Genomic DNA, 13,671 nt, shown 5'->3' on the forward strand with positions numbered 1-13,671 from the left:
TTACGGGACCGCGAAAGGCCGCCTTCCCCATCAATGATAACGCAAAACCGCCTCCTTTTTCCCGTGGGAGCCTCCCCTGGGATGCTTCCCCGGCGGGGCTTCCCCGCCATGGATTCCCCCTGGATGCGGCCCGCGGAAGATCCCCCACGGGGGCGGCCCCGCCCGCGTGCTACTGACTTCACTGCCGGCGGGCGCCCCGCCGCACCGACCTCCCCGCGCCACGGCCGGGCCTTTCCATTCCCAGCATGGAGTAGATCCCGTCCACGTCCAGCGCCGCGCGCACCTCGTCGGCCAGGAGGTCGAGCTGTCCTTCCCGCTGCCGCGACCAGTCCTCCCCCACGCCCACGGGCTCCATCCCCCTCCTCCCGCGCAGGAAGTCGAGGAAGGCCTCTCTCAGGAAGCGGTTCTCGAAGAGCCCGTGCAGGTAGCAGCCGAAAACCGGGAGTTCCCCGTGCACCGCCCCATCCTCCACCCGTGCCGCCGAGCCGCCGCGCTCCACGATGAGGAGGGGCGCCTCGCCTTCCACGCGTGTACGCCCCATGTGGATCTCGTACCCGTAAAGCGGCGGCCGCGAGGGGCCCAATCCCAGCCATGGCACCTCCTTCCTCGCCACCGCCTTCACGAGGTGCGTGCTCTTGCGGCGCGCCATCACCGTATCCACGGGCAGCAGGCCCAGTCCCTCCCTGCGCGCGGCATTTCCTTCCACTCCACCGGGATCGCTGATGCTTCTCCCCAGCATCTGGTAACCACCGCAGATGCCCACCACGGGGACCCTCCAGGAGGCCAGGCGCACCGTCGCCGCGGCCAGGCCGCTCTCCTCGAGGAAGGAGAGGTCGCTCGCGGTGTCCTTGCTGCCCGGGATGACGACGGCATCGGGGACTCCCAGGTCGGAAGCGCGCGCCACGTAGCGCACCCTGACGCCGGTTTCCGCCTCCAGCGGCTGGAAATCCGTGGTATTAGAAATATACGGCAACCTCAGCACGGCGATATCCAGGCAGCCGGGTCCCTCCTCCCGGCCCGCTCCGCGGCGACGCGCGGCCTCCACTGCGACGGAGTCCTCCTCTTCGAGGGCGAGGTCCTCGAGGTAGGGTATGACCCCGAGCACGGCCTTGCCGGTCCTTTCCTCCAGCCAGCGCAGGCCGTCTCCCAGGAATTCCCTCTCGCCGCGGAACTTGTTTATCACCAGCCCGCGCACCAGTTCCCTCTCCCACGGCTCCAGGAGCTCCAGGGTCCCCACCAGGGAGGCGAACACCCCGCCGCGATCGATATCCCCCACCAGTATCACCGGCGCGTCGGCCTCCCTGGCCATGTGCATGTTGGCGATATCCCCCTCTTTCAGGTTCACCTCGGCCGGGCTGCCCGCCCCCTCCATGACCACGATGTCATGCGTTGCGCGCAGCCTCCCGAGCGCCGCGAGGACGCGGGGGAGGAGATCCCGCACCCGCTCACGGTAAGCCATCGCGTCGAGGTGACCCACGGCCCTGCCCTCGAGGACCACCTGTACCCGCCCCCCGGAGGCGGGCTTGAGCAGGAGGGGGTTCATGTCGGTATGGGGGCGCACGCCGGCCGCCTGCGCCTGCAGCACCTGGGCCCTCCCCATCTCCCCTCCCTCATCCGTGACGTACGAATTGAGGGACATGTTCTGGGACTTGAAGGGCGCCACCCGCCACCCGTCCCGGGCGAAGATGCGGCACAGTGCCGCCACCAGCACGCTCTTTCCCACGTGGGAGGAGGTCCCCTGGACCATCAGGCAACGCGCCGCAAGACGTTTCCCGTCCAACCTTTCCCCTTGGCCATTACCGGCTCTTACCATGTACTACCCGCCATTATCCGGCGCCGTCGGCAGCTGCCGTCATCCTTCGCGGCGAAAGCGGCGCCGCCGGCTTCCCCGCCTCGAAAAACGCCCTTCGGGTAAACGCCCTTCGTCGTCCTGGCTTCCGCTCATACGACGTCCGAACGGTCGCACCCGGCTATTCCCCTTCCCCGCCGTCCTTTTCGCCATCGCTCGCTCCCCTTCCCGCGCCGGCTCCCCCGATGGGGTCACTTTCCACGCGCATGAGCGCCTCGGCGAGCGCGCCCCTGTCCCGCAACTCCACAGCGCCTTCCTCCACCAGGCGCCGGTACGCCCGCGAGGCCGCGCCTCCCGTGTGGTCCCGCTCCGCGATGGGCGTGGGGGAGTAGAGGAAGACCTTCTTCCCCCAGAGCAGCGCCTGCAGGGCGGCCTCCAGGTTGACCAGGTTGCCGGGCCCCACGTGCAGGTCGGTGACCACCACCGCGTCCGCCTCCCGCATCGCCTCCAGGTTCGCCGCATGCGCCTCCTGGGAAATGCGGGAGAAGGGCGCCTCGGTGACCAGGCGCAAGCCCAGGGCCCTCCCCACCTCCTCGTCCCCGTCCCCCAGGTTGAGGACCCCGGCGGAGACGTAGCATCCCGCCTCCAGCAGCTCCCGCATGAGGGAGGCGCCGCTCGCACCCCCGCAGACCAGGTGCACGCGCGGGCCGGTGAAGCGGGCGCCCTCGGAGACGGGCAGGAAGATGACGTGGGGCTTCTCGGTGACCGCGTGCCGGGTGACGATGGCCTCCACCCCGAAGACCTCCCTGAGGTTGGCGGGGGTGAGCACCTCGGCCGGCGTTCCGCGCGCGAACTCCCTGCCGCGGCGCAGGATGATCAATTCCCGGCAGTACTGCGAGGCCAGGTTGACGTCGTGCATGACCATGATCACGGCCAGGCCCTCCTCGCACATGGCGGCGAGCAAAGCGAGTAGGGAGAGCTGGTGGTTGATGTCCAGGTGCTGGGTGGGCTCGTCCAGGAGCAACAAGCCGGTCTCCTGGGCCAGGGCCTGGGCGATGACCACACGCTGGCGTTCCCCTCCCGAGAGCTCGGTCACGGGGCGGTCCGCGAGGTGCCAGACGTTGGCCCTCTCCATGGCCAGCCTGGCCGCCTCAAGGTCGCGGGGCCCGACGCCCTGCAGGCGCCCCAGGTGGGGATTCCGCCCCATGAGCACCACCTCCAGGGCGGTGAAGGCGAAGGAGACGTTCGCTTCCTGGGGGACCATGGCCAGGTCCCTGGCCACGCTCTTCGCCGGCAGGGAATAGATGTCCTCTCCCCCCAGGAGCACCATCCCCTCCCTCGGCCGCAGGGCGCGGGAAAGCGCCCTGAGGAAGCTGGTCTTCCCCGAGCCGTTGGGCCCCAGGATGCCGATGAAATCCCCGGACCGCACCGTCAGGTCGAGGCCGTCCACCACGTCCTCTCCGCCGTAGGCGGCGTGCACCTCCCGCGCTTCCAGGGTCTTCCATGCGCGCAAAAGAGGACCTCCTCGCTATCTCCTTGCCCGCGCCAGGCCCGCTCGGCCCTCCGCGGTCCCCGCGCTCCGGCGGCCAAAGCGTCTCCCGCGAAACCCGCCGGATGATCCTCCTCCCGGGCCCCCTTCTTGCTTCTTCCCGTCACCTTCGCGATGCATCCTCTTCCCGACTCCTTCCAACGTCTTCCTTTTCCCGCCTCGTCCCCATTCACCGTCTCAGCCGGGCGGCCCCTGATGGTTCCCGCCTTGAGACGCCTTTTCCCCGCCCCGCGCACGCGGTCTTTTCCCCGCCCCGCGCACGCGCAGCATCCTTAACTCCTTCATTCCATCATAAGACCGCGCGCCTCCTCCGCTTGAGCAGGTAGATGAAGAACGGGGCCCCGAAAAACGCGGTCACGATGCCCACCGGGAGCTCGTTGGGGGCGATGACCGTGCGCGCCAGGGTGTCCGCGAGCACCAGGAACAGCCCTCCCCCCAGGAGGGACCCGGGCACCAGGTACCGGTGGTCGGGCCCGGTGAGAAGGCGCACGATGTGCGGGGTCATGAGTCCCACGAAGCCGATGATCCCGGAGACGGAGACCGCCGCCCCCACCACCAGCGAGGCCACGCCTATCATCAGCCACTTGAACCGCTCCACCTCCAGCCCCAACTGGGCGGCGCGCTCCTCACCCAGCAGTAACAGGTTGAGGTCCTTGCCGTAGAGGATGCTCACAGCCGACCCCACCAGCACGAAGGGCAGGACGGCGACGACCATGTCCCAGTTGCCTGTCCCCAGCCCCCCCATGAGCCAGAAGAAGATGTTGTGCATGCGGTCCTCGCTCACCACCATGAGCAGGGAGACGATGGAGGCCAGGAAGGAGGAGAGCGCGATACCCACCAGGAGCAGGGAGGAGATGGAGACCCTGCCCCCGGAACGGGCGATGAGGTACACCACGATCACCGCTCCCAGCGACCCGGCGAAGGCGAAGAGGGGTACGGCGCTCAGCCCTCCCCATCCCGCCTTTATCCCGAAGAAGAAGGCGATGGTGGCGCCCAGCGCCGCCCCCTGGGAGGAGCCGATGATGCTCGGGTCGGCCATGGGGTTACGGAAGAGCCCCTGGAAGATGGCCCCGGCCACCGCCAGCCCCATGCCCACCAGGAGGGCGAGCACGACGCGGGGTAGGCGCACGGAGATGATGATGGTCTCCTCCGTGGGCGTCCAGGTTACGCCCACCAGGCGGCCCAGTAGCGGCAGGCGCTTGAGGATGATCCTGGCCGTGGTGAGCAGGGGTACGCTCACCGCCCCGAGGGCCACGGCGACCACCACCACCAGGAGAAGGACCAGCCCCAGGGCGACGAGCACCGCGGCGCGCCGCCGCTGCAGCGCCGCCAGCCGTTGGGAGACCGTGAGGGTTCCTTCCATTATTTTCCTGTTCACTCCAAAATCGCCATACCTTGAAGGGCTTTCCCGGCGACCCGACACGTTCCTGCCGCCCGCGCCCTCTCCACCCTGCCGCCCGCGCCCGTTCCCGCGAGGCCCGCAGATCGGCGCATGGCGCCAACGCAGCATCGCCTCCTTCCCGAGCGCGCGCCGAGGGCCTGCCTTTCCTCCACCGGCCATGCGGTCCGGCGGCGGAGCCCTCCGCCGCCGGAACCATGATAACGCCGATCACCGGGAAAGGTCAGGGATAAATGGCGCGGTGGATCGCCTCCAGGCCCTCGATGAGCCGTGGGCCGGTGCGGTAGACGAGGTCCTCGTCGATGACGTGGACCCTCTTCTCGCGCACCGCGTCCATGCGGTCCCACCCGGGGCGTTTGGTGATGTCGCCCGGCTCGAACATGGAGCCGCTTCCCACCAGGTAGACCTGGGGGTTCTCCGCCATGAGCCGCTCCACGCTGAACTCGTAGTAGTCGCTGTCCTCCACGTCCCCCAGGTTCTCGCCGCCCGCCAGGGACACGAGGTCGGAGATGATGCTGCTCCTCCCCGCCGTCCACACGTTGTTCTCATAGTATATCTCGTAGAAGACGCGCGGCCGCTTCTCGCCCGCCGCCTCCTTCTCGCGCACGCGGGCGGCGACGGCCTCCGCGCGGCGCTCCATGTCCTCCGCTATGCGCTCCGCCTCCCCGCTCGCGCCTGTTATCTGCCCGATGAGGCGGATGTCATCCACCGTCTGCGCGAATGTCCCGGGGTTGACGGCGAACACGGTGAGGCCCAGTTCCTCCATGCGCCCCAGCACCTCCGCCTGCACCCCCCCGGTGGCCAGCACCAGGTCGGGGTCGAGCGCCAGGATGGCCTCCAGGTTGGGGGTGGTGAAGGTGCCGATCTTGGGCTTCGCCTTGGCCTCCTCGGGGTAGTCGCAGTATTCCGTGACCCCCGCCACCCTGTCCCCCAGCCCCAGGGCGAAGAGGATCTCGGTGCAGGAGGGGGCGATGGAGACGATGCTCTGCGGCACCGCGGCGATCTCCACCTCCCGGCCCAGGTCGTCGACGAAGACCGTGGGGCGCGCTTCCCCGGCTTTCTCTCCCGTTCCGCCGCACCCGGCCGCCAGGGCCAGGGACAGCAGCAGGGCGACCAGGACGGCCGCCGTTCCCGTTCCGACACTTCTGCGTCTCAAGTGCTATCCCTCCTTCTCTCCTTTTCCCTTGGTTCCTTCCTTTTTGTCTCCCCGTTCCTCGTTTTTTTACTTCCTTTTCCGCCTGCTCCCGCCTTTGCCGGCCTTTCCGGGGCAAGGCCGCGCTTCCGCGCCTGTCCCGGGGCGAACGGTCAGGGGGACGTCTCCCGCAGGGCATCCAGCAACCTGCGGTTATCGCCCGGGCGGCGCACCGCCACGCGGAGGAAGCTCCCGTCGAGTCCCGCGAAATCGCCGCAGGGGCGTACCAGTATCCCCCTCCTTCCCAGCCTTTCCACCAGCTCGCCTGCCGCCGCCGCACCCGCCCTCGCGCGCAGCAGCAGGTAGTTGGCATGGGATGGAAACACCTGGAAAATACCGGTCTTTTCCAGCTTCACCGAGAGCTCGTCTCTCCACCTCCGCACCGCCTCGCGCGTGCGGCGCAAGTACCCCGCATCAGCGAGGCAGGCGCGCGCCGCCGCCGCGGCCACCGCGTTCACCCTCCAGGGGATGCCGCTCTCCTCCAGGCCCGCGACCAGCCCACGCGGTCCCGCCAGCCATCCCGGTCCCCGCAGGCCGGCGAGGGCGTAGAGCTTGGTGAAGGTGGAAAACACCGCCAGCCCCTCCCCGCCGGCCATCTCGAGAAGGCTGCACTCCGCCGCCTCCTCCTGCGCGCAGAAACCCATGAAGCTCTCGTCAACCGCCAGGAAGACACCCATGCGTCGGCATGCCTCGAGCAGGGGAAGGAGCTCGTCCCTCCGGTAAAGGGCGCCCGTGGGGCTGGCGGGGTTGCAGAAAAAGACCGCATCCGCCCGCGCCGCCTCGCGCGCCAGCTCCTCCGCGCGCAGACGGAAACCGTCCGCGGGGGAAAGGAGGTGATGCGCCACCCTCGCCCCCGCCAGCTCCGCCGCCCGCGCGTACTCCGTGAAAGCCGGCGCCACCACCAGCACCCGGCGCGGCGCAAGCGCCCGCGCCAGGTTGTGGATGAGCTCCGTGGAGCCGTTTCCCAGCGTGAGGAGGGAAGGGTCCTTCCCCAGGAAGCCCGCGAGCTCCGCCCTGAGAGACTCCGCCTGCGGCTCGGGGTAGGCGGGCAGCCCGCGCAGGGCCCGCCGCGCCGCCTCCAGCGCGCCGCGAGGGGTACCCAGCGGGTTCACGTTGGCGCTGAAATCCAGGAATTCCTCGGGGCGCAGGCCGTAACGGTCCGCCGCCCAGCGCAGGTCCCCCCCGTGCGCGGGATATTTCATCTTCCGCTCCCTCCTCGTCCCCCGTCTCGGGATGGCCCACGGGATGGCGCCCTGCGAGGCGCCTCCTCCCTCCGGTGGCGATGCGGTGACTTTTCCTCCCCCGTTCGCTGCCCCGGAAAAGCGCTGTGCGTGTACTCTTCCTTTCCCCGACAGTGATGCATCACCCTCTCCCTCCCCGTTCCGAAACCGTCGCGAGGAGAAGGGCCAGGAGAAGACCCAGGTGCGAGGCTGCGTTGAGCAGCCTCACCGCCTCCCGCACGTGGCGCGGCGTAAGCCCGCGCGTCCCCTCCCCTATCTCGGGCAGCACGCGGACCTTCCCCCGGTAGGTGTCCCGCCCCCCCAGGCCGACCCCGAGCGCCCCCGCGAAGGCGGCCTCGGGGTGGGCGCTGTTCGGGCTCTCGTGGCACAGGCGGTACCTCCATCCCGTCCTCCACGCCTCGCGGCCGTCCAGGCCGCAGAGGAAGGCGGCCGCGGAGACAAGCGGGATGGACATCCGGGCAGCGGGGAAGACGAAAAGGTCGTCCAGGCGCGCGCTGCACCATCCGGGCACGAGATGCCTCTCGTCGCGGTGGCCGAGCATGGAATCCAGGGTGGACGCCGCCTTGAAGGCCGTGGCCGCCGGCGCGCCGCCCAGGGCCATCCAGAGGAGGGGCGCAAGCACGCCGTCCACGTAGTTCTCCGCCACCGACTCCACCGCCGCCCGGCAGACGCCATGCCCGTCCAGGACCTCCGTGTCGCGGCCCACCAGGTCCCCCAGGAGACGGCGGGCGCGGGGGAGGTCCCCCGCCTCCAGCGCCTCCGCCACGCGCAGGGCGCTTCCTTCCAGATCCTTCCTGGCCAGGCAGGTGTAGAGCACGAGGGTCTCCAGCCACGTCCCGCCCGGCAGGGAGAGCAGGGCACGGGCGCAGAGCCACGACCCCGCCACCACCATGCCCGTCAGGGCGCAGCCCGCCCGCCGCGCCCTCTCCCCCGCGCGGTCCGCGGGTATCATCGCGCGGTCAAGAAAACCGATGCAGGCTCCCATGGCGCGCACCGGGTGCGGATAACCCCGCGGATCGCCCCACAGGGCGTCCAGCAGGTAGGCGGCGGCGATCTTCAGCGGCCTGGCCGGGCGCATATCACCCTCCCTTTAGCAGCAGGGGGACGCGACTGGCGCAGAGCAGGAGCACGCAGGCCTCGCAGAGGAAGCCCGTGGCCCCGATCACGTCCCCGGTGACCCCACCCAGGGAGCGGTGGAAATAACCCCCCAGGAGTTCGGCCAAGGCCAGCGAAAAAAGCGCGATCACCGGTACCATCATGGGAATCCTTGCCAGCAGGGCGAAGGCGGCGGCCAAAACCGCCAGGGCCAGCGCGCCGGCCCATGCCAGGTGCGCCGCCCGTGACTTCTTCACCATGGCGGCTCCCGTCCCCTCCTCCCTGGCGTAGGGGAAACGCACGCAGAGGTAGGACATGACCCATCTCCCCGCCACCGGGAAGGAGAGCAGGACCGCCCAGCGGAACCTCCCGCCCGCGCCGTCCAGCCGCGACGGCAGGGCGTAGAGGGCCGCCAGCTCGACCAGGAGCACCAGCACCAGGGCCGTCACCCCCAGTGCCCCCACCCGCGAGTCCTTCATGATGCGCAGCCTCTCCTCCCGTGACCTCCGTCCCCAGAAGGCGTCCGCGGCATCCATGAGACCGTCGTGGTGCAGCCCGCCCGTGAAGAGGGCATAGACGGCGAGGACCAGAGCGGCGGAGAGGAAGTGGGACACGCGGGGAAAGGCGCGCCCGCAGGCCCAATCCGTGGCCACCAGCGCTCCCCCCAGGACCGCGCCCGCCAGCGGAAACCAGGCGACCGCTGCGGCCAGTTCCCCCTCGCCTCCGTGCGACGCCCCCGGCAGCGGAAGCGCAGTCAGGAAGCGGAGGGCCGTCGCGGCGGCAAGCAGCGGCCGTGCGGCGCGCATCCTCCCTGCACGGTCGTTACCCGGTTCACCCTTATCGACCCGCATGGTCCCGCCCCCGTCTCCGCGCGCCGTACGCGCAGGTCGTCGTAATACGCTGATTACCATAAATTACCATGAAGCGCTCTGCCGTGCCTGTTCTCTCCTTCTTTTCCCCGTGCCCGGCGCCGGGCGGGAAGCCCGTCCCGCCCCGGAGACCCGGGGTGTGCCGCTTCCGTCCCTTCCTTTCACGCCTTTCCGTGCCTCCCGTCCGGACCCTTATCCCCGCAACCTCCTCACTCCGGCCCGGAGACGCCCGCCTCCGCGAAGGTGGCCATCTCGTCCAGTATCCTCATCGCGGCGTCCACGATGAAGAAGGCCAGGGCGGCCCCCGTCCCCTCCCCCAGCCTCATGTTGGCGCGGATGACGGGGTGCAGGCCCAGCCTCTCCAGCTGCACCGCATGGCCTCTCTCCACCGACAGGTGGGAGGCGATCATGTAATCCCTCGCCCCGGGCTGCAGTCCCGCGGCGACCAGGGCCCCCGCACCGGAGATGAAGCCGTCCACCAGCACGGGGACGCGGTCGGCGGCCGCGGCGAGCATAACCCCGGCTATGCCTGCGATCTCCAGGCCTCCTACCTTGTGGAGCACGTCCAGGGGGTCGCGGGGGTCGGGACGGTTGATCTCCAGAGCCATGCGCACCACCGCCACCTTGCGCTCCAGCCCAGCGTCGTCGATCCCCGTGCCGCGGCCGGTGACCTCCGCGGGATCGCGACCGCAGAGGCAGGCGGTTACCGCGCTCGCGGCGGTGGTGTTGCCGATGCCCATGTCTCCAGTCGCCAGCACCCTCGCGCCTTGCTCTATCTCTGCCCGCGCCACCTCCATGCCCACCCGCAATGCCTGCAGGGCCTCCTCCCGCGTCATGGCCGGTCCGCGGGCCATGTTGGCGGTGCCGGCTCTCACCTTGCGCGAGATGAGCCCCTCACCCCGCACCGGCACCTTGACCCCGATGTCCACCACGCGCACCTCGGCCCCCGCGTGGCGGGCCAGCACGTTGATGGCCGCCCCGCCGGCGAGGAAGTTCAGCACCATCTGCGCGGTGACCTCCGCGGGGTAGAGGCTCACCCCCTCCTCGGTGACCCCGTGGTCGGCGGCCATGACGATCACCGCCTTGCGGCCGGGAAGAGGGCGGGGGTCCCCGTAGATCCCGGCCAAACGCACCGAGATCTCCTCCAGGACCCCCAGGGACCCTCGCGGCTTGGTGAGCTGATCCTGGCGCTCGCGCGCCTCCCGCATCGCCTCCCGGTCTAGCTCCGGCACCGCGGCCGGGGCGGCCTCGCTGGTTCCCATTATCTACCTCCTACGGGTACGCTGACCGCTTATTTCCAGAATATTCCTTTGCCGCTATTCGGCCTTTCCGCTTTCTCGCTCTTTCGCTTTTCCGCCTCTGTCGTTTCCCGATGCCGCACCTGCCTTCCACGCCTCCAACCCTGTCCCCCATCCCCGCTCCTTCGTCACTACGCCCGTATCCCTGCCACCGCCTTGCGGCGCCCCTATTTCAGCCGCAGCGGCAGGCCCGCCGTCACCAGGTAGACCTCGTCCGCCCGCTCCGCCAGGCGCTGGTTGAGCCTACCGGCCGTGTCACGGAAGATGCGCCCCAGCCGGTAGGGGGGGACCACGCCCATGCCCACCTCGTTGGAGACCACGATGAGCGCCCGCGCGCCCTCCCGCAGCCCGTCCACCAGGGAGAGGGCTTCCTCCTCAATCTCCCGCGACCTGCGCTCCACCTCTTCCCCGGGCATGGCGTCCTCCTCCTCCACCGGCCAGTCCAGCCCGTGCGCCGCCATGAGGTTGGAGAGGTACACGGTGAAGCAGTCCAGGAGCACCACGCGGCCCTCGCGCGGCCGCGGCTCGAGGCGCACCCCGTCCGCCAGCTCCAGGGTCTCCCAGTCGCGGGGACGGTCCCTGCGGTGGCGGAGTATGCGCTCCTCCATCTCCCCGTCCCCCGCCTCGGCGGTGGCCAGGAAAGAGACGTCGCCGCCCATCTCCGCGGCGAGGCGCTGCGCGAAGCCGCTCTTGCCGCTGCGCGCCCCGCCGAGAACCAGTATCATCCTCCCCGCCATGTAGGAATCCTCCCTTCGCCTTTCCGGCGTGCTCCTTCCTCGTGCGACCTTCGCCGCGCATCCCCGCTCCCCGCCTCCCCGGCGGGTCTTCTGCGAAACGAAAACCCCGCTCTCCGACCGGAAGAGCGGGGCAGGTTCCCTGCTCGCCAGGTTTCTCCCTGGAGCGGAGAGCTCTCTGGCACCGTCCGGGCAGGTCTTCTGACTCCTGGATCTTCGCTCCGCCCCTCCTTCCCGACTTTCGTCAGTGGTCTTGCGGGGCCTCGCTCCCCAGTCACAGCGGCGCCACCGTGCCGGATTCTCACCGGCTTCCCTCTTAGCCCCGAGGGACCCGAACGGCAGCTATGCGATTGTCTCAAGGTGCGAACGGAAGTATACTATCATCCCCCCCGGGCGTAGGCAACCCACCTTATACGAGGTACCGTATAGCCCAGATCGAACGTTGGGGAGATCATCCCTTTCCTTTTGCCGGATCAGCGTGCTTTGCCAGGATGACGGGGTGGCCTCCCGACTTTTCCACCCGGAAAGCGCCCGCCGACACGACACGGCATCCTTCCGTTGGATCGTGCCCATTGGATCGTGCCCACCCGGGTTGCACGCTCCCTAAAACGGGGACCGGCTTCCCCGGTGCAGCCTTCCCCGGGGCGGCCCTTCCCGACCGAGACGGTTTTCCCGAGCCGCATCCTTCCGCTCAGGCTGCGACGTCACATCCTCTCGATGACCATGGCGATGCCCTGGCCGCCGCCGCAGCAGAGGGAGGCCAGGCCGTAACGTCCGTTCCTGTCCTTCAGCGCGGTCATGAGGGTGACCAGGATGCGTGCCCCCGTGCATCCCACCGGGTGGCCCAGGGCGATGCCGCTCCCGTAGATGTTGGTCTTTTCCGTGTCCAGCCCCAGCTCCCGGATGCAGGCCACCGCCTGCGCGGCGAAGGCCTCGTTGAGCTCGATGACATCGATGTCCGCGAGCTGCAGGCCCGCTTTCTTCAGGGCTTCCGGCACGGCGTAAACGGGCCCTATGCCCATGATGTCGGGATCCACGCCCACGTAGGAATAGGAGATAACCCTGGCCATGGGCCGAAGCCCCAGTTCCTGCGCCCGGCTCGCGGAAGCGAGCACCAGGGCGGCGGCGCCGTCGTTTATTCCCGAGGCGTTGCCCGCGGTCACCGTCCCCCCTTCCTTGAAGGCCGGCTTGAGGGAGGCCAGCTTCTCCGGGGTGGTGTCGGGCAGGGGATGCTCGTCGGTGTCGAAGACCGCCGTGCCCTTGCGGGTCTTCACCTCCACGGGAACGATCTCCTCCCTGAACTTCCCCTCCGCGATGGCCGCCGCGGCGCGTCGCTGGCTCATGAGCGCGTACTCGTCCTGGTCCTCGCGGGATACGTTGTATCTTTCCGCCACGTTCTCCGCTGTGAGGCCCATGATCAGCCCGTTGTAGGGGTCGGTGAGGATGTCCGTGAGGCCGTCCTTCATCACGCTGTTGCGCATGCGCCTGCCCCAGCGCAGGTCGTCGTTGTAGTAGGGGATGGAGCTCATGCACTCCACGCCGCCGGCGATGACCACGCCGGAGTCGCCCATCTTTATGGCCCGCGTGGCGTCCACCACCGCCTGCATCCCCGAACCGCAGGCGCGGCCCACCATGTTGCAGGGGACGGTATACGGGATGCCGGCCTTGAGGGACCCCAGTCGCACCGGCATGCACAGCTCGTCGAAGCGGTCCGCCACCTGGCCGAAGATGATCTCGTCCACGGCATCCGGCGCGATCCCGGCGCGCCTGACGGCCTCGCCGATGACGATGGAGACGAGCTCGGCGGGCATGACGTCCCTGAGGCTCCCACCGAACCTGCCCACGGGCGTGCGGCAACCGCTGATTATGAAGACCTCGTCCATCTTTTCCTCCTTCCGTTCCGCGCGACGCTTGCTTCCTTTAATCCCCATTCATTTCGGCGTTTCAACTATTTTGCACCGCAACGCTTTTCGCGGATCTTTCCCCGTTGTCACGATCCCGCGCTCGCGTCCCGCGCTCACGGTTCGCGCAGGTCCTCCCGCTCTTATCCGCAAGACTATAACCCAGGGGTCGGCCGGGTCGGCCATCTCACCCACCCTTTACCTTTAGGAACCTGGTCACGGAGCGGTCGTAGGTCCTCTCCACCTCCGGCGGGAAGAAGCAGGCGGGTAGCTCCCCGTTACGCCGGTGGTAGTGGAGGCACTCGCAGCAGTATCCCTTGCGGGAACAGGGTTCGTACGTGCAGTTGCACATCTTCAGGTTCTCCTCGTGATGCTTGCACTCCCGGCCCATTTCCCCTCCCCTCTTCTCTCACGGCAGGAAACGCGTACGGAGCATATTTTACAATACGCATATCGCATTCCACCCGACTGAGGCCGGGAACGACCGGGTCGGTCGCAGCGAGCCTGCGAGCGAGGCCGTTACCCGGCGGCCCGGCCGCCGGAAGAAGGATGTATACACGCCAACCAAGCCCGGGGAACTACAGGGTCGGTCGCAGCGAGGACG

11 protein-coding genes and 1 riboswitch are annotated in these 13,671 nt (G+C 69.0%); all 11 genes read right to left on the reverse strand.

Annotation, left to right across the window (positions count from 1 at the left end; translation table 11 throughout):
• Nucleotides 1-178: 178 nt before the first annotated feature.
• Nucleotides 179-1,813, reverse strand: a complete 1,635-nt coding sequence (locus H5T73_00525; GenBank protein MBC7246251.1) for a cobyric acid synthase — start codon at nt 1,811-1,813, stop codon at nt 179-181.
• Between the two features lie 157 nt (nt 1,814-1,970).
• Nucleotides 1,971-3,302, reverse strand: a complete 1,332-nt coding sequence (locus tag H5T73_00530; GenBank protein ID MBC7246252.1) for an ABC transporter ATP-binding protein — start codon at nt 3,300-3,302, stop codon at nt 1,971-1,973.
• A gap of 325 nt (nt 3,303-3,627) precedes the next feature.
• Entirely contained in the window at nt 3,628-4,701 is a 1,074-nt protein-coding gene (locus H5T73_00535) for an iron ABC transporter permease (protein MBC7246253.1), read from the reverse strand.
• 259 nt (nt 4,702-4,960) lie between these two features.
• Nucleotides 4,961-5,893, reverse strand: coding sequence for a cobalamin-binding protein (locus H5T73_00540; protein ID MBC7246254.1), 933 nt, complete (start codon nt 5,891-5,893; stop codon nt 4,961-4,963).
• Nucleotides 5,894-6,042: 149 nt separating this feature from the next.
• Complete coding sequence (locus tag H5T73_00545) at nt 6,043-7,131, reverse strand: threonine-phosphate decarboxylase (protein MBC7246255.1); 1,089 nt, start codon at nt 7,129-7,131, stop codon at nt 6,043-6,045.
• A gap of 160 nt (nt 7,132-7,291) precedes the next feature.
• Nucleotides 7,292-8,248 carry a cobalamin biosynthesis protein CobD gene (gene cobD / locus H5T73_00550; protein ID MBC7246256.1) on the reverse strand — a complete coding sequence of 319 codons (957 nt, stop codon included), beginning with the start codon at nt 8,246-8,248 and terminating at the stop codon, nt 7,292-7,294.
• A 1-nt stretch (nt 8,249) separates the two neighbouring features.
• The gene (cobS, locus tag H5T73_00555) at nt 8,250-9,116 is read right to left on the reverse strand and encodes an adenosylcobinamide-GDP ribazoletransferase (GenBank protein ID MBC7246257.1); all 867 of its coding nucleotides are present in this window, start codon (nt 9,114-9,116) and stop codon (nt 8,250-8,252) included.
• Nucleotides 9,117-9,343: 227 nt separating this feature from the next.
• Nucleotides 9,344-10,396 carry a nicotinate-nucleotide--dimethylbenzimidazole phosphoribosyltransferase gene (gene cobT / locus H5T73_00560; GenBank protein MBC7246258.1) on the reverse strand — a complete coding sequence of 351 codons (1,053 nt, stop codon included), beginning with the start codon at nt 10,394-10,396 and terminating at the stop codon, nt 9,344-9,346.
• Nucleotides 10,397-10,599: 203 nt separating this feature from the next.
• A complete protein-coding gene (gene cobU, locus H5T73_00565) occupies nt 10,600-11,169 on the reverse strand; it encodes a bifunctional adenosylcobinamide kinase/adenosylcobinamide-phosphate guanylyltransferase (GenBank protein MBC7246259.1) in 570 nt (189 codons plus the stop codon).
• A gap of 170 nt (nt 11,170-11,339) precedes the next feature.
• Nucleotides 11,340-11,516, reverse strand: a riboswitch (cobalamin riboswitch).
• 354 nt (nt 11,517-11,870) lie between these two features.
• Nucleotides 11,871-13,049 (reverse strand): thiolase family protein, encoded by a 1,179-nt coding sequence (locus tag H5T73_00570; GenBank protein ID MBC7246260.1) that lies wholly within the window; start codon nt 13,047-13,049, stop codon nt 11,871-11,873.
• Nucleotides 13,050-13,254: 205 nt separating this feature from the next.
• Complete coding sequence (locus H5T73_00575; protein MBC7246261.1) at nt 13,255-13,458, reverse strand: hypothetical protein; 204 nt, start codon at nt 13,456-13,458, stop codon at nt 13,255-13,257.
• Between the last annotated feature and the right edge of the window lie 213 nt (nt 13,459-13,671).

The organism is Actinomycetota bacterium (genome assembly GCA_014360655.1).
Classification (GTDB): domain Bacteria; phylum Actinomycetota; class Geothermincolia; order Geothermincolales; family RBG-13-55-18; genus JACIXC01.